Origin of the sequence: Mycobacterium sp., assembly GCF_046330795.1 — a bacterium.
GTDB lineage: Bacteria > Actinomycetota > Actinomycetes > Mycobacteriales > Mycobacteriaceae > Mycobacterium.
In genome coordinates this window covers 1,343,199-1,364,710 of sequence record NZ_JAXLSA010000001.1, presented here as the reverse complement: position 1 = coordinate 1,364,710, position 21,512 = coordinate 1,343,199, and the positions used below count along the sequence as shown (strand labels likewise).

General features: G+C 69.0%; 24 protein-coding genes and 1 pseudogene. 18 read left to right on the top strand and 7 right to left on the bottom strand.

Annotation, left to right across the window (positions count from 1 at the left end; all coding sequences use genetic code 11):
* Positions 1 to 26: 26 nt before the first annotated feature.
* Genes lepB through U0R18_RS06445 form a run of 3 tightly spaced genes read left to right on the top strand, consistent with a single transcriptional unit; the run spans position 27 to position 1,845 of the window.
* Positions 27 to 827, top strand: coding sequence for a signal peptidase I (lepB, locus tag U0R18_RS06455; protein ID WP_526367057.1), 801 nt, complete (start codon positions 27 to 29; stop codon positions 825 to 827).
* Positions 824 to 1,492, top strand: a complete 669-nt coding sequence (locus U0R18_RS06450; protein WP_526367477.1) for a ribonuclease HII — start codon at positions 824 to 826, stop codon at positions 1,490 to 1,492. Before lepB ends, U0R18_RS06450 begins: the two co-directional genes overlap by 4 nt.
* A gap of 47 nt (positions 1,493 to 1,539) precedes the next feature.
* Positions 1,540 to 1,845, top strand: coding sequence for a DUF2469 family protein (locus U0R18_RS06445; RefSeq protein WP_526367055.1), 306 nt, complete (start codon positions 1,540 to 1,542; stop codon positions 1,843 to 1,845).
* A 124-nt stretch (positions 1,846 to 1,969) separates the two neighbouring features.
* Here U0R18_RS06445 and U0R18_RS06440 read toward each other — a convergent pair whose 3' ends face one another.
* From U0R18_RS06440 to U0R18_RS06425, 4 genes are read right to left on the bottom strand one after another with little or no spacing between them, the layout of a single operon-like run.
* Positions 1,970 to 2,227, bottom strand: a complete 258-nt coding sequence (locus tag U0R18_RS06440; protein WP_526367053.1) for a hypothetical protein — start codon at positions 2,225 to 2,227, stop codon at positions 1,970 to 1,972.
* Between the two features lie 51 nt (positions 2,228 to 2,278).
* The gene (locus U0R18_RS06435; RefSeq protein WP_526367051.1) at positions 2,279 to 3,061 is read right to left on the bottom strand and encodes a hypothetical protein; all 783 of its coding nucleotides are present in this window, start codon (positions 3,059 to 3,061) and stop codon (positions 2,279 to 2,281) included.
* Between the two features lie 34 nt (positions 3,062 to 3,095).
* On the bottom strand, positions 3,096 to 3,914 hold the full coding sequence (locus tag U0R18_RS06430; protein ID WP_526367049.1) for a hydroxypyruvate isomerase family protein: 819 nt from the start codon (positions 3,912 to 3,914) through the stop codon (positions 3,096 to 3,098).
* A gap of 3 nt (positions 3,915 to 3,917) precedes the next feature.
* Positions 3,918 to 4,661 (bottom strand): SDR family oxidoreductase, encoded by a 744-nt coding sequence (locus U0R18_RS06425; protein ID WP_526367047.1) that lies wholly within the window; start codon positions 4,659 to 4,661, stop codon positions 3,918 to 3,920.
* Between the two features lie 117 nt (positions 4,662 to 4,778).
* On the opposite strand from U0R18_RS06425, the gene U0R18_RS06420 reads away from it, so the two are divergent.
* Genes U0R18_RS06420 through dprA form a run of 3 tightly spaced genes read left to right on the top strand, consistent with a single transcriptional unit; the run spans position 4,779 to position 7,812 of the window.
* Positions 4,779 to 5,156 (top strand): YraN family protein, encoded by a 378-nt coding sequence (locus U0R18_RS06420; protein WP_526367045.1) that lies wholly within the window; start codon positions 4,779 to 4,781, stop codon positions 5,154 to 5,156.
* Positions 5,156 to 6,670, top strand: coding sequence for a YifB family Mg chelatase-like AAA ATPase (locus U0R18_RS06415; RefSeq protein WP_526367043.1), 1,515 nt, complete (start codon positions 5,156 to 5,158; stop codon positions 6,668 to 6,670). The genes U0R18_RS06420 and U0R18_RS06415 overlap by 1 nt, the downstream gene beginning before the upstream one ends.
* Positions 6,667 to 7,812 (top strand): DNA-processing protein DprA, encoded by a 1,146-nt coding sequence (gene dprA, locus U0R18_RS06410; RefSeq protein WP_526367041.1) that lies wholly within the window; start codon positions 6,667 to 6,669, stop codon positions 7,810 to 7,812. The genes U0R18_RS06415 and dprA overlap by 4 nt, the downstream gene beginning before the upstream one ends.
* Here dprA and U0R18_RS06405 read toward each other — a convergent pair.
* A complete protein-coding gene (locus tag U0R18_RS06405; protein ID WP_526367039.1) occupies positions 7,809 to 8,387 on the bottom strand; it encodes a helix-turn-helix domain-containing protein in 579 nt (192 codons plus the stop codon). The genes dprA and U0R18_RS06405 overlap by 4 nt on opposite strands.
* Positions 8,388 to 8,433: 46 nt before the next feature.
* Here U0R18_RS06405 and U0R18_RS06400 point away from each other — a divergent pair, with 46 nt between their 5' ends.
* The gene (locus tag U0R18_RS06400) at positions 8,434 to 9,102 is read left to right on the top strand and encodes a class I SAM-dependent methyltransferase (protein ID WP_526367037.1); all 669 of its coding nucleotides are present in this window, start codon (positions 8,434 to 8,436) and stop codon (positions 9,100 to 9,102) included.
* On the opposite strand, the gene U0R18_RS06395 is transcribed toward U0R18_RS06400, so the two are convergent.
* Positions 9,099 to 10,139 (bottom strand): CobW family GTP-binding protein, encoded by a 1,041-nt coding sequence (locus U0R18_RS06395; protein ID WP_526367035.1) that lies wholly within the window; start codon positions 10,137 to 10,139, stop codon positions 9,099 to 9,101. The two genes, U0R18_RS06400 and U0R18_RS06395, sit on opposite strands and share 4 nt — an antisense overlap.
* Positions 10,140 to 10,199: 60 nt before the next feature.
* On the opposite strand from U0R18_RS06395, the gene U0R18_RS06390 reads away from it, so the two are divergent.
* Together U0R18_RS06390 and U0R18_RS06385 are read left to right on the top strand one after the other, a co-directional pair.
* Entirely contained in the window at positions 10,200 to 11,060 is an 861-nt protein-coding gene (locus tag U0R18_RS06390; RefSeq protein WP_526367033.1) for a siderophore-interacting protein, read from the top strand.
* Between the two features lie 75 nt (positions 11,061 to 11,135).
* Entirely contained in the window at positions 11,136 to 12,038 is a 903-nt protein-coding gene (locus U0R18_RS06385) for a tyrosine recombinase (RefSeq protein ID WP_526367475.1), read from the top strand.
* A 125-nt stretch (positions 12,039 to 12,163) separates the two neighbouring features.
* Here U0R18_RS06385 and U0R18_RS06380 read toward each other — a convergent pair.
* Positions 12,164 to 12,607, bottom strand: a pseudogene (locus U0R18_RS06380) (M23 family metallopeptidase); the annotation flags it as partial.
* A gap of 346 nt (positions 12,608 to 12,953) precedes the next feature.
* On the opposite strand from U0R18_RS06380, the gene rpsB reads away from it, so the two are divergent.
* The 9 genes from rpsB (at position 12,954) to rlmN (ending at position 21,474) form a co-directional block, all read left to right on the top strand.
* Positions 12,954 to 13,760, top strand: a complete 807-nt coding sequence (gene rpsB, locus U0R18_RS06375; protein ID WP_526367031.1) for a 30S ribosomal protein S2 — start codon at positions 12,954 to 12,956, stop codon at positions 13,758 to 13,760.
* 12 nt (positions 13,761 to 13,772) lie between these two features.
* A complete protein-coding gene (gene tsf / locus U0R18_RS06370) occupies positions 13,773 to 14,588 on the top strand; it encodes a translation elongation factor Ts (protein ID WP_526367029.1) in 816 nt (271 codons plus the stop codon).
* A 176-nt stretch (positions 14,589 to 14,764) separates the two neighbouring features.
* A complete protein-coding gene (locus tag U0R18_RS06365; RefSeq protein WP_526367027.1) occupies positions 14,765 to 15,616 on the top strand; it encodes an LLM class F420-dependent oxidoreductase in 852 nt (283 codons plus the stop codon).
* A 21-nt stretch (positions 15,617 to 15,637) separates the two neighbouring features.
* Complete coding sequence (locus U0R18_RS06360) at positions 15,638 to 17,038, top strand: amidase (protein WP_526367025.1); 1,401 nt, start codon at positions 15,638 to 15,640, stop codon at positions 17,036 to 17,038.
* 62 nt (positions 17,039 to 17,100) lie between these two features.
* On the top strand, positions 17,101 to 18,042 hold the full coding sequence (locus U0R18_RS06355) for a membrane protease subunit, stomatin/prohibitin (protein WP_526367023.1): 942 nt from the start codon (positions 17,101 to 17,103) through the stop codon (positions 18,040 to 18,042).
* 101 nt (positions 18,043 to 18,143) lie between these two features.
* The gene (gene pyrH / locus U0R18_RS06350) at positions 18,144 to 18,917 is read left to right on the top strand and encodes a UMP kinase (RefSeq protein WP_526367021.1); all 774 of its coding nucleotides are present in this window, start codon (positions 18,144 to 18,146) and stop codon (positions 18,915 to 18,917) included.
* Positions 18,914 to 19,471 carry a ribosome recycling factor gene (gene frr / locus U0R18_RS06345; RefSeq protein WP_526367019.1) on the top strand — a complete coding sequence of 186 codons (558 nt, stop codon included), beginning with the start codon at positions 18,914 to 18,916 and terminating at the stop codon, positions 19,469 to 19,471. The genes pyrH and frr overlap by 4 nt, the downstream gene beginning before the upstream one ends.
* An 18-nt stretch (positions 19,472 to 19,489) precedes the next feature.
* Positions 19,490 to 20,344 (top strand): phosphatidate cytidylyltransferase, encoded by an 855-nt coding sequence (locus U0R18_RS06340; RefSeq protein ID WP_526367017.1) that lies wholly within the window; start codon positions 19,490 to 19,492, stop codon positions 20,342 to 20,344.
* Positions 20,345 to 20,379: 35 nt separating this feature from the next.
* Positions 20,380 to 21,474 (top strand): dual-specificity RNA methyltransferase RlmN, encoded by a 1,095-nt coding sequence (gene rlmN, locus U0R18_RS06335; protein WP_526367015.1) that lies wholly within the window; start codon positions 20,380 to 20,382, stop codon positions 21,472 to 21,474.
* The last annotated feature ends 38 nt before the right edge of the window (positions 21,475 to 21,512 follow it).

Below are 21,512 nucleotides of genomic sequence, written 5' to 3'. Positions count from 1 at the left end.
GCAGGTTTCGTGGCTACGCTGTTGCCGTGACCGACACCTCTGACTCGGCCGATTCCACGGCGGCGCCCGACGAAACGTCCGCGGAGCCACCCAAGAAGCGTTCTGCGCTACGCGAATTCGTCATCCTGGTGTCCATCGCGCTGGTGTTCTACGTCGGCGTGATGACGTTCATCGCACGTCCCTACCTGATTCCCTCGGAGTCGATGGAGCCGACGCTGCACGGCTGCTCGGGCTGCGTCGGTGACCGCGTGGTGGTCGACAAGATGGTCTACCACTTCTCCCAGCCCGAACCCGGCGACGTCGTCGTCTTCAAGGGCCCGTCGGCCTGGAACGCCGGCTACAAGTCGAACCGTTCGACCAACACCGTCATCCGGGCGATCCAGAACGCGCTGTCGTTCGTCAATCTCATTCCTCCCGACGAGAACGACCTGGTCAAGCGCGTTATCGCGGTGGGCGGCCAGACGGTGCAGTGCCGCGTTGCCACCGGTCTGACCGTCGACGGCAAGCGCCTGACCGAGCCGTACCTGGACCCCGAGACCATGTCCGCCGACCCCGCCGAATTCCCCTGCCTGGGCAGCGAGTTCGGACCGGTGAAGGTGCCCGACGGTCGATTGTGGGTGATGGGCGACAACCGCACCCATTCGCTGGATTCGCGTGGTCACTGCGCGAGCAACCCGGCGGATTTCCAGAACGGTCTGATCTGCACGGGCGACCCGGAGCAGGGCACCGTCCCGGTGGGCAACGTGATCGGCAAGGCGCGTTTCATCGCCTGGCCGCCCGGCCGCTGGGGTGCCGTGCACGCGATCGACCCGCAGCAGGGCGGCTGACCATGAACTGGCCGCCGCGGACCGTCATCCGGCGGTCGGCGGGGCTGCGCACCCTCGAATCGGCGCTCTATCGCGGCGGTCTGGGTCCGGTGGCCGGGGTCGACGAGGTGGGCCGCGGCGCGTGTGCGGGTCCGCTGGTGGTGGCGGCCTGCGTGCTGGGCCCCAACCGGTTGGGCAGCCTGGCGGCCCTGGACGACTCCAAGAAGCTCGGCGAACGTGAACGCGAGCGGCTGTTTCCCCTGATCAAGCGGTATGCCCTGGCGTATCACGTGGTATTCATCCCGTCGGCCGAGGTGGATCGCCGCGGCGTGCACGTCGCCAACATCGAGGGCATGCGCCGCGCCGTTGCGGGGCTGGCGATGCGGCCCGGATATGTGCTCTCCGACGGATTCCGGGTGCCCGGCCTGGCGGTGCCGTCGCTGCCGGTGATCGGCGGTGACGGGGCGGCCGCGTGCATCGCCGCGGCCAGTGTGCTGGCCAAGGTCAGCCGGGACCGGCTCATGGTCGAGCTGGACGCCCAGTATCCCGGCTACGGGTTCGCCGAGCACAAGGGGTACAGCACGCTGGCCCATACCACCGCACTCTCGGCGCTGGGCCCGTCGGATCAGCACCGGTACTCGTTCATCAATGTGCGCCGGGTCGCAGGACAGGTTCGTCAGGCGTAGGGAAAGATGGACGGGTATCCACCGAACATGAGGGACAACAGACAACGATGAGCGCTGAAGATCTCGAGAAGTACGAAACCGAGATGGAGCTCTCGCTGTACCGCGAGTACAAGGACATCGTCGGGCAGTTCAGCTATGTGGTGGAGACCGAGCGGCGCTTCTATCTGGCCAACAACGTCGAGCTGATCCCGCACAACGCCGACGGTGAGGTGTACTTCGAGCTGCGCCTGGCCGATGCCTGGGTGTGGGACATGTACCGGCCGGCGCGCTTCGTCAAGCAGGTCCGAGTGATCACGTTCAAGGACGTGAACGTCGAAGAGGTGGAGAAGCCCGAGCTGCGGCTGCCCGAATAGCCGCTGGTTCGGCGAGCGGTGCTTTTCCGCGAGCGAGAGGCCCGGCTACGACTGAATAGCCGGGTTCGGCGAGCGGTGCTTTTCCGCGAGCGAGAGGCCCGGCTACGACTGAATAGCCGCTGGTTCAGATCCTCACGACGGACCGCACGGTGATGCGGTCCGCGCCGCACAGCCGGCAGTCCAGCCGACGCACCTTCAACCGCAGGTTGGCCAATTTGAGCGCCGACTCGCAGAACGGGTAGCAGCACCCGCACGACAGGGTGATCCACCAGGTGGCGTCGTGTTCCTGGTGGCTGCAGGAGCCCTTGCAGGCGCAGGGGATGGCGGCGTCGAAGTCGAGCGCTGTCAGCGAATCATCGAGCACATCTGTCACTACCGTCACATGCTCAGGGTAAAGCTGAGGTTGAGAGTTGTCCGGAAGGCGCGCCCGGGTTCAGTCGCGGCTCTCGACCCGAATCGGGCTCTCCATGGTCTGCAGAAGTTCGTTGAGTGCCGCACGGTCGTCGGCGCCGAGCGAGGTGAGCAGGTCGACCACCGATCTCACGTCGTCCTCGTCGGCCGGCCCGGCGCCTGCCGCCTTGGCGACGAAGGCGGGGTTGCGGATCAGCAGATCACGGATCGGGATCCGCTGGACCCGCAGTTCCGTCTTCGGTGGGATCTCGTTGTAGGGCTGTCCGCTGGCCAGCGGCAACGGTTGGCGGGCCGACGAGATTTCACCGCCGCCCTGTGTCGCGTGTTCTTCGGTGGCGGGATACAGCAGGACCGGGACGGGCCGGTCGGACTGCGGGATCCAGTTGAAAGGTGGCTTGTCCGAACGTATTACGGGAACCGTGAGCTCGACGTATCCCTCGGCGCGGGGGAATCTGTTCACCGAGAATGCCGACAGCCGGACCGGCTGGGACGAGTTGGCCGGCACCGGCACCGTGAGGCGCAGCACCGGGTGGCCGCCCTCGAGGGCCCAGCCGCCGGCGTACCAGGTGTAATAGTCGCCGGCCAGTGCGCCGCCGACGAAATCCTTCAGTTCCGCCAGTTGCACATTGGGATCGGTCGGCTGACCGTAGGGATACGACGAGTAGCGCGTGACATGGGCGGCAACCTCGAACGAGATGTTCGCGCCACTCAGGTTCGTCAACTCCAGCCAGTAGGCGGAGTACGTGGCGCGCATGGCACTCGATCCGTAACTCATGCTGCTGATGTCGAAACTGGAAACCAACACGACCGAGCCCCCTCTGCGTGTGCCTGGTTGGAGCCTACTGCGGTTCACCGGAGTCGAACAGGCCGATCTCGTTCCGCGCGAGCCACCCGAATGGGTCGTCCGGAGCGTGGTATTCGAGCCCGACGTATCCGCCGTACCCGCCGTCGGCCAGTCGCCGAAGGTGCCCCTCCAGATCGACGCGTCCCGTGCCCGGCGCACCCCGGCCGGGGGCGTCGGCGATCTGGACGTGCCCGATGCGGTCGACGTGGGTGTCGATGACGGCGGGGACGTCGTCGCCGTTGACGGTCAGGTGGTAGAGGTCGGCCAGCAGCCGCAGTGACGACACCCCCGTTTGCGCCTGCACCCGGTCCATCACCGCGAGGGCGTCGGCCGCCGTCCGCAGCGGGTAGGCGGGGATGGCACTGAGCGGTTCCAGCACCACCGCTGCGCCCTGTCGTTCGGCGAGTCCGGCCGCGTGGGCAAGGTTCTCGATTGCCACGGCGTCCTGGGCGGCGGGATCGAGGCCGTCGCGGCGGTTGCCGTACAACGCGTTGAACACCTTGGTGCCCAACTGATCTCCGATGGCCAGGGCGATCTCGACGCTGTCGCGGAAGAGGATGGTCCGCCGCGGATCGCTGAGCAGGCCGCGTTCACCGGCGGCCAGGTCGCCGGCGGCGAAGTTCAGCCCGCTCAGGGTGACCCCCGCGTCGGCGATGCTCCGAACGAACGCATCGACCTCCCGCTGGGTGGGAATCGCGGCGTCGAACGGCCACCAGAACTCCACGGCGTCGAACCCCGCCGAGCGTGCGGCTGATACACGTTGCGGCACAGGGAGATTCGTCAGAAGTATGGAACAGTTGACGGTGAACCGCACGACTCAGCCCCGGCCGTGGAACGGCATGCCGCGGGCCATGATGGTCAGTTGTGGGACCGACACCTCCAGCGGCAGATCGATCAGATGGGCGATCGACGTGGCAACGTGAACGGCGTCGAAGGTCGGTTCGGCGGCCAGCGTCCCATTGGCCTGCAGTGTCTGGCTGAATCCAGAAGTCATTGCGGTGGCGGCGTTTCCGATGTCGATCTGGGTGACCGAGATGTCGAGGTCACGCAGATCGAGCAGCATCGAGGCCGTCAGTCCGGTGATCGCGTGCTTGGTGACGGTGTAGGCCACGTTGTTCGGGCGTGGCCGGTGCGCGGACAGTGAGCCGTTGTTGATGATCCGGCCGCCACGGGGGAGTTGAGCCGTCATGGCGCGGACCGCTTCGCGGGCGCAGAACACGCTGCCGTCGACGTTGGCCCGCCAAGTCTGGCGCCAGCCGTCGTCGTCGATCTGTGCGACGGACGCCGGCGGTCCGAACACCCCGGCGTTGTTGAACAACACGTCGACGCGGCCGAACGTCGCGACGGTGTCGTCGAACAGGGCCTTGGTCGAGGCCGGGTCGGTGACGTCGGTGGGGGTGACGCGGGCGTTGGGGTGTCCACCGGCGGTTTCGGTCAGGGCGTCGGGGCGGCGGCCGGCCAGCACCACGCGGTGGCCCCGGTCGAGGAGGACCCGAGCGGTGGCGCGGCCCAGGCCGCTGCCCGCTCCGGTGATGACGACGATCTTTCCGACGGTCTGCACCCCGTCATCGTCTCCAGCCTGTGGATCAATGCGCAACTGTGCACAACCCGGTGCTCTGGCCGGTGTTTCGGCATTCGGTGGTGCACCGCTGTCGGCGGGGATGCGCAGTCTGATGCCATGACCGTTCCGGAGAACCTGACCCGCGCCGAGATCGGCGCACGCGGTGAGCAATTGGCCGTCGACCATCTCGAGGCGCTGGGGATGCGGATCCTGGTGCGCAACTGGCGGTGCCGGTACGGCGAACTCGATGTCGTCGCCACCGACGCATCGGGCGGGACCGTGGTGTTCGTTGAGGTCAAGACCCGTACCGGCGATGGATTCGGTGGGCTGGCCGAAGCGGTGACACCCGAGAAGGTCCGCCGGATCCGCCGGCTGGCCGCGCTGTGGCTCGCGCAGCAGGATCGTCGGTTCGGGGCATTGCGCATCGATGTGGTCGGGGTGCGACTGGGGGGCACCCGGCGGTACGAGATCTCACATCTGAAGGGAGTGGGTTGATGGCGCTGGGGCGGGCATATTCGGTCGCGGTCAACGGGTTGCACGGTGAGATCGTGGAGATCGAGGCCGACATCACCTCGGGTCTGCCCGGTGTGCATCTGGTCGGCCTACCCGACGCGGCGCTGCAGGAGTCGCGCGACCGGGTCCGCTCGGCCATCACCAACAGCGGGAACGACTGGCCGATGTCGCGGCTGACGTTGGCACTGTCCCCGGCGACCCTGCCCAAGGTGGGGTCCGTCTACGACGTCGCCCTGGCGTGCGCCGTCCTCTCGGCCGCGGGCAAGAAGACCTGGCCGCGCCTGGAGAAGACCGTGCTGCTGGGCGAATTGGCGCTCGACGGCCGGGTTCGTCCGGTCCGTGGGGTGCTGCCCGCGGTGCTGGCCGCGCAGCGCGAGGGCCGGCCGACGGTGGTGGTACCGATGGAGAACCTCGCCGAGGCCAGCCTGGTGGACGGGATCGAGGTGCTCGGCGTGGCCACGCTGACGCAGCTGAAGTCCTGGTTCGAAGGGGCGGGGCAACTGGCCGAGCGGGTGCCCATCACCGCGCCGGATGACGACGGCTACGCCGACCTCGCCGATGTGGTGGGCCAGGATCAGGCCCGCTACGCCCTCGAGGTCGCTGCCGCCGGCGCACACCATCTGATGATGACCGGGCCCCCGGGCATCGGGAAAACCATGTTGGCGCAACGGCTTCCGGGTCTGCTGCCCGCACTCACCGAGACCGAGGCCCTGGAGGTCACCGCCATCCATTCGGTGGCCGGGCTGCTGGCCGACGACAGGCCGCTGATCACCACCCCGCCGTTCGTGGCGCCGCACCACAGCTCGACCGTCGCCGCACTGGTCGGCGGTGGCACCGGGATGGCCCGCCCGGGGGCTGTCAGCCGGGCCCACCGCGGCGTGCTGTTCCTCGACGAAGTCGCGGAGATCGGCACCAGCGTGCTCGAAGCCCTGCGAACTCCGTTGGAGGACGGGGAGATTCGCCTGGCTCGCCGCGACGGCGTGGCTCGCTACCCGGCGCGCTTCCAGTTGGTGCTGGCTGCCAACCTGTGCCCCTGTGCACCCGCCGATCCGCGAGACTGCATCTGCCCGGGCGCGGTCAAACGCCGCTACCTGGGCCGGCTGTCGGGTCCACTGCTGGACCGGGTCGATCTGCGGGTGCAGATGAATCCCGTGGGCGCGGGGGCGTTTCGCGACGGTGCCGCGGGGGAGTCCAGTGCGCAGGTGCAGGCCCGGGTCGCCCAGGCGCGGGCCGCCGCGGCCGAACGATGGAGCGTCCTGGGCGTGCGCACCAACGCCGAGGTGCCCGGGCCGGTGTTGCGCCGCGGGTTCCGGCCGGGCCCCGCGGCGATGGCGCCGCTGCGCGGGGCGATGGACCGGGGCACGTTGAGCGTGCGCGGTGCGGATCGTTGTCTGCGGGTGGCGTGGTCCATCGCGGATCTGCAGGGCCGCACCTCGCCCGACAAGGTCGACGTCGCCACGGCGTTGAGCTTCCGCGAGCACGGGGCGGCCCGATGAACGACCAGCGGACGTTGCTGGCCTGGGCCTACCTGTCGCGGGTCGTCGAGCCGCCCTGTGCCGCGCTGGCCGCTTACGTCGCCGTTGTCGGACCGGTCGAGGCGGCGGCCCGGATCCGGCGCGGAGATGAAGAGGAAGAACTTACTCCGTTCGTCGATGCGCGCCGCGAACAGGACTGCGCGGCAACCGATGTGGCCATGCTGCAGGCCCGGGGCGGTCGGCTGATCACCCCGGGCGACGACGAGTGGCCGCTGCTGGCACTCGTCGCGTTCGGCGGTACGGACGTCCGCAAGAAGGAGCGCAGCGATCCACCGCTGGTGCTGTGGGCGATCGGTCCGGCACGCCTCGACGAGGTCGCCGAACGCTCGGTCGCTCTGGTGGGCACCCGGGCGGCCACCGCCTACGGGGAACACGTCACCGCCGATCTGGCCGCGGGTCTGGTCGAGCGTGAGGTCGCAGTGGTCTCCGGCGGTGCGTACGGCATCGACGGTGCCGCCCATCGCGCGGCGCTGGCCTCCGACGGGACCACCGTCGCGGTGCTTGCCGGCGGGATCGACGTTCCCTACCCGAGTGGGCACTCCGCACTGCTGCACCGGATCTCGACCAGCGGACTGCTGCTCACCGAGTATGCGCCGGGGATCCGCCCGGCCCGACACCGCTTCCTGACCCGTAATCGTCTGGTCGCGGCACTGAGCGGGGCCACGGTGGTCGTGGAAGCGGGACTGCGCAGCGGAGCCGCCAGCACGGCGTCGTGGGCGCATGCGATGGGCCGGCCGGTGTGCGCGGTGCCGGGACCGGTGACGTCCTCGGCCTCGGCAGGTTGCCATCAACTGTTGCGGCGGGGCACCAGCACCCTGGTGACCCGCGCTGGCGAGATCGTCGAAATCATGGGCCGGATGGGCGAATTCGCGGATGAACCCGAGCATCCATCGACACCGCTGGACGGGCTGAGCGACGAGGAACGTCGCGTCCACGAGGCCTTCCCGGCGCGCGGACTGCGCAGCGCCGAGGACTTGGCACTGGAAGCCGCACTGCCGGTGCAACAGATTCTCGGGCCGCTGGCGATGCTGGAGGTTGCCGGCCTGGTCGAGAAGATCGACGGGAGGTGGCGACTGGTTCCCTCTGGGCGGCGAGAACCCTAGTCCTGCAGATGGAGTCGTTCGCCGTGCGGCCCGAGCAGCATGATGGCCTCCACCGGTCCGTCGGCGCAACCGAACCAATGCGGGGTCCAGGTGCTGAATTCGACGGCTTCGCCGGGCTCGATGACGAAGTCCCGGTCGCCGAGGATCAACCGCAGCCGGCCGGAGAGCACGTACATCCAATCCTGGCCCTCGTGTACCGGAAGGGTGTCCGGCGGGCGGCGCCGCCGGGCGCTGATCCGGATCCGGAAGGCGTGTAGTCCGGCCGCCGGCCCGTGCCGGGTCAATGGCCAGAAGGTAATGCCGTGCTGGGTGTGCGATTTGCCGTGCACCCGCGGGTCGGCCTGTTCGGGCTCGCGCAGCAGATCGTCGGTACTCACCGACAGGGCGGCGGCCAGCCGGGGTAGGTGGTCCAGCGCGAGCCGGCGCTTGCCCGATTCCAGCCGGCTCAGGGTCGAGACGTCGAGTCGTGCCACGGACGCGACCTCCTCGAGCGTCAGACCCTGGCGTAGTCGCAGTTCGCGGAGTCGGCGACGCACCCGCAGATCGACGTCGGCATCGTCCTCATTTGCCTGCATGGCAAACTAGCTTGCCAAAATGCGAACACATCGACAAGCATTGGCGATGACCCAGAACGCAGGAGGTGCCCGGATGCCCGAACATGGTTCCGAAGACGTTGCCGAAGATGCTGACCCGCAGCAGATGTGGGAGGACCGCTACGCCGGCCCGGACCGGATCTGGAGCGGCCGGCCCAACGCGCGGCTGGTCGAGTTCGTCACCGACCTCGCCCCGGGCCGCGCGCTGGATCTCGGCTGTGGTGAAGGTGGGGACACCGCGTGGCTGGCCCAGCGCGGGTGGCATGTGGTCGCCACCGACATCGCCGTCAACGCACTGCGCCGGGCCGCCGAGACCGCCGCAGAATTCGCCGACCGCATCGACTTCCAGCAGCATGATCTGACCGAGTCCTTCCCCGACGGCGAGTTCGATCTGGTGTCGGCGCACTTCCTGCATTCGTGGCACGACTGGGACCGCAACGTGGTGATGCGCCGGGCCGCAGCCGCCGTCGCCCCCGGCGGCATGCTGCTGATCGTCGATCACGGCGCGGCCCCGCCGTGGGCCGAAGGACATCACGATCATGTGTTCCCCAGCGCCACCGAGGTTCTCGACGGAATGATGCTGGACCCCGGTCAGTGGGACGAGGTGGCGGTCGGGCCCGCCGAACGCGAGGCCGTCGGGCCGGACGGTAGTCACGGCGCACTCATCGACAACCTGATCGTGCTGCGCCGGCGTTAGATGCTCAGCCGCCGGTAGCGCTGCAGCCGGCGCAGTCCGCCGGCCGAGGCCGAGCCCGGCTGCAGTGCGTGCACCAGTTGTGCGCGGACGTCGTCGGCGGCCAGGTGCATGCCGATGGCCACCAGGTGATTTGCGCTCGCCGATTCGGGGGCCTTGGCGAGGTGGATCGTCGTGCCCACCAGGTTGACGACGTAACGGCGCGCGGCCGCACGGGAATTGACCTCGATCACGCCCTTGAGGCGGTAGACGCCCGGCGGCGGATTCTCGAGCAGGTCGAACAACGCGTCGGGGTCGATACCGCCCGCTGAGGTCACCGTGACGGAATCGGCGTGGTCGAGGTCATGATCGTGCCCGTGGTCGCCGCTGTGCGCCGGGGCCTCGAGCAGCAGATCCCGCAACGACAGTTGCCCGGGTTCCTCGCTGCGCGCGCCGACGTCGTAGAGCAGCGCCGGGTCGATCCGCCCGGCGGTCACCCCGACGATGTGGGCGTCGGTGTTGAGCTCGCGGATCCGGGCCTGGATCCGGGCCAGGGCTGACTCGCGCTCGGCGTCCGGTACCTGGTCGAGCTTGTTGACGACCACCAGTGAGGCCGCGGCGTAGCGGGCCGGTGGAACGCTGCCGCGGTCGACGGTGTCGAAATGCGCGCGCGCATCGATGACGTCGACCACGCCGCCCCAGCGGACGTTGTCCGCTCCGCTGTAACGGATGATCCGGGAGATCGCGACCGGATCGGCCAGCCCGCTGGCCTCCACGATGATCGCGTCCAACCCGAGTGCGGGGTCGGCGAGCTTGGTCAGCGCCTCGTCCAGTGCGTCGTCGTCGGTCAGGCAGCACAGGCAGCCGCCGGCGATCGATGCCGGCTCGTCGATCTGTCCGGTCACCAGGGCGGCATCGACGTTCAGGTCGCCGAAGTCGTTGATCACGACGCCGATCCGCGCGCCGGGCGTGCGCAACACGTGGTTGAGCAGGGTCGTCTTGCCGGCGCCCAGGAAGCCGGTCAGCGCGATCACGGGGACCGCGCGGCTCTGCGGTGCCATTGCGCTCCTCCCGGTCGCGTACGGCCCTGCAGTGTAGTTAGCCCTCGTATAGTCGGTTCAATGGCAGGTCGCCCCATCCACAGTTTCACCGTCGTCGCCACCGATCAGATCGCCCCACATATCGTGCGCGTGGTGTTGGGCGGCAACGGTTTTGACACCTTCGAGCCCAGCTCGTTCGCCGACTCGTACGTCAAGGTGGTGATCGTGCCCAGCGGGGTGGACGTCACCGGACTGCCCAGGCCGCTGACCCTGGACAGTTTCGACGGGCTGCCCGAGAACCAGCGGCCCACGGTACGCACCTATACGGTGCGCCGCGCCGACGCCCAGCGCCGTGAGGTGAGCATCGATTTCGTCGTCCACGGTGACGACGGGTTCGCCGCCCCCTGGGCCGCAAAGGCGCAGCCGGGAGATCCGGCCTACCTGATGGGTCCCAGTGGCGCCTATTCGCCCGACCCGGCCGCCGACTGGCACCTGTTCGCCGGCGACGAGGCGGCCATCCCGGCCATCAGTGTGGCTCTGGAAGCGTTGCCGGCCGATGCGGTGGGCCAGGTGTTCCTCGAGGTCGCCACGCCGGAGGATGAGGTCGAGCTGAACGCGCCGGCGGGGGTGACGGTCAGTTGGGTGCATCGCGGTGGCCGGGCCGACGCGGTGCCCGACGATCTGGCCGGCGACCACGCCCCGTTGATCGCCGCCGTCACCACGGCACCCTGGCTACCCGGTCAGGTGCAGGTGTTCATCCACGGCGAGGCCCAGACCGTCATGCACAACCTGCGGCCCTACATCCGCAAGGAACGCGGTGTCGACGCGAAATGGGCGTCGTCGATCTCCGGTTACTGGCGCCGCGGCCGCACCGAGGAAACCTTCCGGCAGTGGAAGCGCGAACTCGCCGAGGCCGAGGCGGCCGAAGGCACAACCGCGTAACGACGCCGCGACACGCGGACGCCAACCTCACGGCGGCACCGGCCCGTCTGCCACGGTGAGCACGTGCACCCGTCCCTGCAGGTAATCCTCGGCGACTTCGCCGAGTACCTGGCGCTCGAACGCGGACGCTCGGCGCACACCCGGCGGGCCTACCTGGGTGACTTGCGTTCGTTGTTCGAATTCGTCTCCGAGCGGGCCCCCGGCGCGGACCTGGGTGCGGTCACGCTTCCGGTGCTGCGGTCGTGGTTGGCCGCGCAGGCCGCCGGCGGAGCGGCACGCACCACGCTGGCCCGCCGCACGTCGTCGGCCAAGACGTTCTTCGCCTGGGCGCTGCGCCGGGGGCTGGTCGACGCCGATCCCTCGGCCCGGCTGCAGACGCCACGGGCGCATCGCACATTGCCGGCGGTGCTGCGCACCGATCAGGCACTGGACGCCTTGGCGGCCGCGAAATCCGGTGCGGCTGAGGGCGATCCGCTGGCACTGCGGGATCGGCTGATCGTCGAGCTGCTGTACGCCACCGGAATCCGGGTCAGCGAGTTGTGCGGTCTGGACGTCGACGACATCCACCTTGGTGGGCGGCTGCTGCGCGTGCTGGGCAAGGGCAACAAGCAGCGCACCGCTCCGTTCGGTGAACCGGCCGCAGAGGCGCTGCGGGTCTGGCTGGTCGACGGCCGCCCCGAGTTGGCGACGCCGGACTCCGGGCCGGCGCTGCTGCTCGGCAGCCGCGGCAAGCGGCTGGATCCGCGGCAGGCCCGCACCGTGGTGCACCAGACGGTGTCGGCGGTCGACGGCGCCCCCGACATGGGCCCGCACGGGCTGCGGCACAGCGCCGCCACGCATCTGCTGGAGGGCGGTGCGGATCTGCGGATCGTGCAGGAACTGCTGGGCCACTCGACGCTGGCCACCACCCAGCTCTACACCCATGTCACCGTGGCGCGGTTACGGGCTGTGCACGATCAGGCCCACCCGCGGGCCTAACTGGCGCACGAATCAGTGCCGAGCGTCCGCCCTTGTACGGGACACGCCGATCGGATGTGTACAGACACGGCCGCTCGCGGGGGGAAAGGGGCGGGGGGAAAGGGGCGGGGGGAACGGGGCTACCCCGCGAGCGGTTTCAGCCGCACCCGGGTGCCGGCCAACAGACCGAGCGGGTCGACGTAGTCGGCGCGCGACGCCGGCCCCCACATCGCGCCCCAGTGCAGGCACGCCGGAGCCGGGCAGCCGGGGTGGCCCGCCTGCAACCGCCCGAGCGGAGTGTTGGCGTCGACCGTCTGCCCGGCGCGAACCAGCGCGCGAACCGGTTCGTAGCTGGTGTGCAGGCCACCCGGATGCGCCAGCGATACCACCGGACGGCCGGCCAATATCCCGGCGAACACGACCGTCGCGGAACCGGCCGCGTAGACGGGCTGATCGACCGCACCGGCCAGATCCACGCCGCGATGGCCCCGGTTCCAGTTGGGTGAGGGCGCGTCGAACATCCGTGTCACCGCCGGGGGTGGTCGCAACGGCCACTGCAGCCGGACGGCGTCGGCGGTCGCCGATACCGCCGGCAGCCCCCACAGGATGAGTATCGTGATGACGGGCCAGCGCATTGGCCCAGTTCACCGCGTTCTCGGCGGCCCGGAAAGTCGCAAGGCCGGTGTCTGGGGATGCGCTACGCACTGTGGACGGAGCACCCGTTTCGGTGCGGTAAACTCATTCCCGCAGCTCGCTCGCGCGGGCTGACTTCGCGCGTCTGCGAACGAGCTTCCCTCGATGGAGGTTCGTGACCTCGTATGCCGGGCGGTCCCGAACGTCGAACGACGCCAGGGTCCGGCATCGAAGCAGTCGCCAGGGTCCGGTGACACCCCGTCGCCGGACGACAACCGACACAACATAAGAGGTATGGCCATCATGGCTGTCGTAACAATGAAGCAGCTGCTCGACAGCGGCACGCACTTCGGGCATCAGACCCGACGCTGGAACCCCAAGATGAAGCGGTTCATCTTCACCGACCGCAACGGCATCTACATCATCGACCTGCAGCAGACCCTGACCTACATCGACAAAGCCTACGAGTTCGTCAAGGAGACCGTCGCCCACGGCGGGACCATCCTGTTCGTCGGCACCAAGAAGCAGGCGCAGGAGTCCATCGCCGACGAGGCCACCCGCGTCGGCATGCCCTATGTCAACCAGCGCTGGCTGGGCGGCATGCTCACCAACTTCTCCACCGTGCACAAGCGCCTGCAGCGGCTCAAGGAACTCGAGTCCATGGAGCAGACCGGTGGCTTCGAGGGTCGCACCAAGAAGGAAATCCTGATGCTGACCCGCGAGAAGAACAAGCTCGAGCGCAGCCTCGGCGGTATCCGGGACATGCAGAAGGTGCCTTCGGCCATCTGGGTCGTCGACACCAACAAGGAGCACCTGGCCGTCAGTGAGGCGATCAAGCTGAACATCCCGGTCATCGCGATCCTGGACACCAACTGCGATCCCGACCAGGTCAACTACCCGATCCCGGGCAACGACGACGCCATCCGCTCGGCTGCCCTGCTGACCAAGGTGGTCGCGTCCGCGGTCGCCGAGGGCCTGCAGGCCCGCTCCGGCGTGGCCGCCGGCGACGGCAAGCCCGAAGCCGGTGAGCCCCTGGCCGAGTGGGAGCAGGAGCTGCTCGCGTCCGCCACCACCGGGACCGAAACCGCCGAGACCACCGACGCATCCTGAGGAAGTACACACATGGCTGACTACACCGCTGCCGACGTCAAGCGCCTGCGGGAGCTGACCGGCGCCGGCATGCTCGATTGCAAGAACGCCCTCACCGAGACCGGTGGTGACTTCGACAAGGCCGTCGAGGTGCTGCGGATCAAGGGCGCCAAGGACGTCGGTAAGCGCGCCGAGCGCGCCACCGCCGAGGGCCTGGTGGCCGCCAAGGACGGCGCGCTGATCGAGCTCAACTCCGAGACCGACTTCGTCGCCAAGAACGCGGAGTTCCAGGAACTCGCGGCCAAGATCGTCGACGCCGCGCTGGACGCCAAGGCCACCGACCTGGACGCCCTCAAGGCGGCCAAGCTCGGTGACTCCACCGTCGAGCAGGCCGTCGCCGACCTGAGCGCCAAGATCGGCGAGAAGCTGGAACTGCGCCGGGTCGCCTACTTCGACGGTCAGGTCGAGCCGTACCTGCACAAGCGGGCCGCGGATCTGCCGCCGGCCGTGGGCGTGCTGGTCGAGTTCGAAGGTTCGGACAAAAATGCCGCGCACGCGGCTGCGCTGCAGATCGCCGCGCTGAAGGCGAAGTACCTCACCCGCGAGGACGTGCCCGAGGAGATCGTCGCCGGTGAGCGTCGGATCGCCGAGGAGACGGCCAAGGAAGAGGGCAAGCCCGAGGCCGCGCTGCCCAAGATCGTCGAGGGCCGGGTCAACGGTTTCTACAAGGACGTCGTGCTGCTCGACCAGCCGTCGGTGTCCGACAACAAGAAAACCGTCAAGGCCCTGCTGGACGAGGCCGGCGTGACCATCACCCGGTTCGTCCGCTTCGAGGTCGGCCAGCAGTAACCGCCGAGTCGACGATCCGGCCGAGTAACGCGGCCGGTGAGGAGCGAGGCAATTCAACAGAAGCCTGAGCGGCGCACCAACCGCTCATTCAGAACCCCGCGTCAGTGCCGGCGATCCCGGCGGCGCGGGGTTCTGCTGTCGGGAAGTTCCGGGCTGCCCGCGAGGTTGCAGACGCCATGCGCATCGGAGTGACATTCCCGCAGACCGAACTCGGCGGCGACCGTGGAGCCGTCAAGGCGTACGGGCAACGCGTCGAAGAACTCGGCTACACCCACATCCTGATCTACGACCATGTGCTCGGCGCCGACCCCGACGTGCACCAGGGTTGGCAGGGACCGTATGACGTCCACACCACCTTCCACGAACCGTTCGTCCTGTTCGGATTCCTTGCCGGGCTGACGGACCTCGAACTGGTCACCGGGGTGATCATCCTGCCGCAACGGCAGACCGCGCTGGTGGCCAAGCAGGCCGCCGAGGTCGACCTGCTCACCGGTGGCCGGTTCCGGCTCGGCATCGGATTGGGTTGGAACGCAGTCGAATACGAGGCGCTCGGCGAGAACTTCAGGAATCGGGGCCGACGCTCCGAGGAACAGGTCGAGGTGCTGCGCCGGCTGTGGACCGAGCCGACGGTGACGTTCGACGGCACCCATCACACCATCACCGGCGCGGGCCTGGCCCCGCTGCCGGTGCAGCGGCCCATCCCGGTGTGGTTCGGTGCGGCGACCGAGCGGGCGCTCGAGCGGGCCGGCCGGCTGGCCGACGGCTGGTTCCCGATGATGGAGATTGGCTCCGGTCTGGAGTGGGCGCGCGAGCGGGTGCACGACGCCGCGACGGCGGCCGGGCGCGATCCGGCGACCATCGGGATGGAGGGCCGGGTCACCTGGGCCGGCGACCCGGACCGGGCGCTCGCGGAGATCGCGGCGTGGCGCGCCGCCGGTGCCAGCCACGTCTCGATCAACACGATGGGCGCCGGACTGGATGGCGTCGACGAACATCTCGCTGTCCTGGAGCGCCTCGCGCAGCGGTAACGGCTGGTACCGTCGGCAGCCATGGTCGTTTCCGCGTTCACCGACGACGCCCTCGGGGACCTCGATGCCACCGGTGTGGCCGAGGCGATCCGGGCCGGCAAGATCTCCCGCGCCGAGGCCGTCGAAGCGGCCATCGCGCGCACGGAGAAGGTCAATCCCGAGCTCAACGGCCTGGCCTTCGAAGCGTTCGACCGGGCCCGGACCCGGGCCCAGTCCTCCTACGGCGGGTTCTTCGACGGCGTCCCGTCGTTCATCAAGGACAACGCCGACGTCGCGGGGATGCCCACCATGGAGGGCAGCGACGCCTGGGATCCCCGGCCCAAGGCCGCCGACGGCCCCTTCTCCCGCACGTTCCTGTCGACCGGACTGAACATCCTGGGCAAGACCCAGATGTCGGAGTTCGGTTTCAGCGGCGTCGCCGAGCACCCGCGACTGGGTGCGGTTCGCAATCCGTGGAACACCGACCACACCGCCGGGGCGTCGTCCTCTGGTTCGGCGGCCTTCGTCGCGGCCGGCGTCGTGCCGATCGCGCACGCCAACGATGGCGGTGGCTCCATCCGGATCCCGGCGGCCTGCAACGGCCTGGTGGGGCTCAAGCCGACCCGGGGCCGGCTGCCCCTCGAGCTCGAGCACGCCGAGATGCCGATCAAGCTCGTCGCCAACGGGGTCGTGACCCGCTCGGTCCGGGACACCGCCGCGTTCTTCCGGGAGGCCGAAAAGGCTTGGCGCAGCCCGAAACTCCCCGCCATCGGCGATGTGAGCGGACCCGGCGCCCAGCGGTTGCGCGTCGGGGTGCTGACCCGCTCGATCCGTCGGGAGAGCAGCCCCGAGGTCCAGGCGGCGACGCTGGACACCGCCGCGCTCCTGGAGAGCCTCGGTCACCACGTCGAGACCATCGACGAGATGCCGGTGCCCGATTCGTTCGTCGACGACTTCCTGCTGTACTGGGCGCTGCTGGCGATGGCGCTGGTGCGCGGCGGCCGCCGGCGCTTCGGGCCCAGCTTCGATCCGGGGCGGCTGGACAACCTGACGCTGGGACTCAACCGGCGGGCCACCCGCAACCTGCACCGGATGCCGGCGGCCCTGACGCGACTGGCCACCACCCGGCGCCGGACCCGCGCCCTGACCCAGCGCTACGACGTGGTGCTCACCCCGACGCTGGCCGATGAGACCCCGCCGGTCGGGCACATCGATCCGATGGGCGACTACGACCAGATCGTCGCCCGGCTGATCGATTGGGCCGCCTTCACCCCACTGCAGAACGTGACCGGCGATCCGGCCATCTCGCTGCCGCTGGCCCACTCGTCGACCGGGCTGCCGATCGGGATCATGTTCAGCGCCGCGGCGGGTCGCGAGGCCCGGCTGCTCGAGCTGGCCTTCGAACTCGAGGCCGCCCGGCCGTTCCAGGGGATCGTCGGCTGACCGCCCCCGCAGGACAGCACCGGCCCGGGTGGGGGATCATCAACGCAGTCGTGGGGAGGGTCATGAAGCGCAAGGCTGTGGTCCCGGTGGTCCTGGGCGTCATCGCCCTGGTCATCTTCGGGGTGATCCTGTCGAGTTGCTCGACGCAGGTGGGTCCCGGGCAGACGGCGGTCAAGGTCGACGACTACATCGTCATCCCCACCGACCCGAAGGTGGAGGGGTGCATCAATCCCGAGACCTCGGAGTTCAATCCGCCGGGCGGATTCAAGGTGTTCCGGTATCCGTCGCGGCAGATCAGCTGGGACGCCACCGGGGGACCCGATGCCGAGGCGCCATCCACCATCGTCGTCTCCAATGCGTCGGCACCGGCCGAACTGCGGGTGCCGGTGGTGATCACGTTCGACCTGACCACCGACTGCAACATGCTGATGGATTTCCACCGGGACTTCGGCACCAAGTATCAGGGCTGGCTCGACGACAACGGGCAGGTCACCACCGGTTGGGTGAACCTGTTGCGCTACGTGGTCGCCCAGCCCGCCGAGCAGGTCCTCATCAGCGTCGCCCAGAAGTACCCGTGGCGTGAGATCTGGAACGACGAGAAGGTGCGTATCGAGTTCCAGAACGCGCTGCGCGACGCCCTGCCCGGCGCCTCGAAGGCGCGTACCGACGGGCTGGAGTTCTTCACCAACTTCCAGGTGACCGTCATGAAGCCCGACCCGGTGGACGAAGGCCTCAAGGAGGCGATCATCGCCGAGCAGAAGGCGATCGCCGACGCCCGGGCGGCCGAGGCCAAGGGCGTGGCCGACGCGAACGCCGCGCGTGCCAAGGCCGAGGCCGACAAGGCCACCGCGCAGGCGCAGACCGAACTGGCCCGGCAGCAGGCGCTGCAGAAGCAGGCGGAGATCGCCGGCTATCCCAGCGCCGACGATTACCTGAAGGCCAAGGCCATCGAGAACGGGCAGAACCCCTACCAGCCGACCTACGTGGTGCCACAGGGTGGCTGAATAGCGCGCGCCCCCCGGTCCCGGCCCGCCCGCCGTTTGGCAGGATGGTCCGCGGACCGTCGGCGGCGGTCCGTCCCGGCGCGAACAGTCTGAGGAGTCTGATGGCGGAAATCACCACCGACGGCGCGCAATCCGCACCGGGCCCCGGCTATCACCGGGTACTGCTCAAACTCGGCGGTGAGATGTTCGGCGGCGGCGCGGTCGGTCTGGACCCGGATGTGGTGGCGCTGGTGGCCCGCCAGATCGCCGAGGTGGTCCGCGACGGCGTGCAGGTCGCGGTGGTGATCGGCGGCGGCAACTTCTTCCGCGGCGCGCAGTTGCAGCAGCGGGGTATGGAACGCACCCGCAGCGACTACATGGGCATGCTCGGCACCGTCATGAACAGCCTTGCGCTGCAAGACTTCCTGGAGAAGGAAGGCATCCAGACCCGGGTCCAGACGGCCATCGCCATGGGGCAGGTGGCCGAACCCTACATCCCGCTGCGGGCCCGCCGGCACCTGGAGAAGGGCCGCGTGGTGATCTTCGGTGCGGGTATGGGGCTGCCGTACTTCTCCACCGACACCACCGCCGCGCAGCGGGCGCTCGAGATCGGCGCCGACGTGGTGCTGATGGCCAAGGCCGTCGACGGCGTGTTCACCGCCGACCCGCGGACCCATCCCGACGCCCAGCTGCTCACCGCCGTCACGCACCGCGAGGTGATCGACCGCGGCCTGGCCGTCGCCGATGCCACCGCATTCAGCCTGTGCATGGACAACGGCATGCCGATCCTGGTGTTCAACCTGCTCACCGATGGCAATATCGCTCGGGCGGTCGCGGGTGAGAAGATCGGAACACTGGTCAGCACACAGACCGGGATGGGAGAAGAACCAGCGTGATTGACGAGGCGCTCTTCGACGCCGAGGAGAAGATGGAGAAGGCCGTGTCGGTGGCCCGGGACGACCTGGCGTCCATCCGGACCGGCCGCGCCAACCCGGGCATGTTCAACCGGATCAACATCGAGTACTACGGCTCGATGACCCCCATCACCCAGCTGTCGAGCATCAACGTGCCCGAGGCGCGCCTGGTCGTCATCAAACCCTACGAGGCGTCCCAGCTGCGCAGCATCGAGGACGCGATCCGCAACTCCGACCTCGGCGTGAACCCGAGCAACGACGGCAATGTCATCCGGGTGTCCGTTCCGCAGCTCACCGAGGAGCGTCGCCGCGATCTGGTGAAGCAGGCCAAGGGCAAGGGCGAGGACGCCAAGGTGTCCATCCGCAACATCCGCCGCAAGGCGATGGAGGAGCTGGCCCGGATCAAGAAGGACGGCGACGCCGGCGAGGACGACGTCGCGCGCGCGGAGAAGGACCTCGACAAGAGCACGCACACCTACACCGCTCAGGTCGACGACCTGGTCAAGCACAAGGAAGGCGAACTGCTGGAGGTCTGACCTCCAGCAGCCCGAGCCGTGGCAGAACCCGCGCCCCCAGCGCCTCCCGCCAAGACCTCCCGCGCCGGACGCAACCTGCCCGCCGCCATCGCGGTGGGTGTGACGCTCGGGGCGGGGCTGATCGCGATCCTGTTGTGGGCGCCGCGGGTGTGGGTGGCCGTCGTTGCAGTGGCGATGGCGGTGGCAACCCACGAGGTGGTGAGTCGCCTGCGGGAGGGCGGTTTCGTCATCCCGGTCTGGCCGCTGCTGATCGGCGGTCAGGCGATGATCTGGCTGACCTGGCCGTTCGGTACGACGGGCGCGCTGGGCGCGTTCGGCGCGACGGTGCTGGTGTGTTTCGTGTGGCGGCTGCTGGCCGGGGGGCTCAACAGCGTCCCGCAGAACTATCTGCGCGACGTGTCGGTGACGGTCTTCCTGGCGTGCTGGATCCCGCTGTTCGGGGCGTTCGGCGCACTGCTGATCTATCCGGACGACGGCTGGGCGCGGGTGTTCTCGATGCTGCTGGTGGTCGTCTGCTCCGACGTCGGTGGCTACACCGCCGGGGTGCTGTTCGGTAAGCACCCCATGGTGCCGGCGATCAGCCCGAAGAAATCCTGGGAAGGGTTCATCGGATCGCTGGTGTTCGCGACCGTGGCGGCGGTCCTGCTGGTGATCTTCCTGCTGCACCGCCCGTGGTGGATCGGCATCTGCCTGGGCATCTTCCTGGTCGTCACGGGCACGCTCGGCGACCTGGTCGAATCGCAGGTCAAGCGTGATCTGGGGATCAAGGACATGGGCACGCTGCTACCGGGCCACGGCGGCATCATGGACCGCATCGACTCGATCCTGCCGTCGGCGGCGGCCACCTGGATCGTGCTGACCGCGCTCACCTGAGTTGCGCGCGTTCAGCCGCCATACTGGAGGGCGTCATGAAGCAGGAACTGGTATTCGAAGCGCCCAAGCGGGGCATGCCGCCGCGGCATTTCGCCGACCTCGACCCCGCTGCGCGCGCCGGGGCCGTCGCCGAACTCGGGCTGCCGGCATTCCGGGCCAAGCAGTTGGCCACGCAGTACTACGGCCGGCTGACCGGCGATCCACGCCAGATGACGGACCTACCGGCCGCGGTCCGGGACCAGGTCGCCGGTGCGTTGTTCCCCGACCTGCTGACCGCGGCGCGCCAGATCCAGTGCGACCGCGGCGAGACGCGAAAGACGTTGTGGCGCGCCGGGGACGGCACCACCTTCGAGTCGGTGCTGATGCGCTATCCGGACCGCGCGACGGTGTGTATCTCGTCGCAGGCGGGCTGCGGCATGGCGTGCCCGTTCTGCGCGACCGGTCAGGGCGGGCTGACGCGCAACCTGTCGACCGCCGAGATCGTCGAGCAGGTACGTGCCGCTGCCGTGGCGACGCGCGACGAATTCTCGGGCCGCCTGTCCAATGTCGTGTTCATGGGCATGGGGGAGCCGCTGGCCAACTACAACCGGGTGATCGCCGCGGTCCGCCGCATCGTCGAGGCCCCGCCGGACGGGTTCGGCATCTCCGCGCGATCGGTCACGGTGTCGACGGTCGGGCTCGCCCCGGCGATCCGCCGGCTCGCCGACGAGGGCCTGGGGGTGACGCTGGCGCTGTCGCTGCACGCGCCCGATGACGAGCTGCGCGACACCCTGGTGCCGGTCAACAACCGGTGGTCGATCTCCGAAGCGCTGGACGCCGCGCGGTACTACGCCGATGTGACCGGCCGGCGGGTGTCCGTGGAGTACGCGCTGATCCGGGATATCAACGATCAGCCGTGGCGGGCGGACCTGCTGGGCCGCAAGCTGCACGGCGCGTTCGGTCCGCTGGTGCACGTCAACCTGATTCCACTGAACCCGACGCCGGGGAGCGCTTGGGACGCCAGCCCGAAGGCCGTCGAACGCGAGTTCGTCCGGCGGGTGCGGGCCAGGGGCGTGTCATGCACCGTGCGGGACACCCGGGGCCGCGAGATCGCGGCCGCCTGCGGCCAACTCGCCGCCGACGGCGCCTGACATACGCCCAAACGTGCGTTTGGGGGAATCTTGCGAGG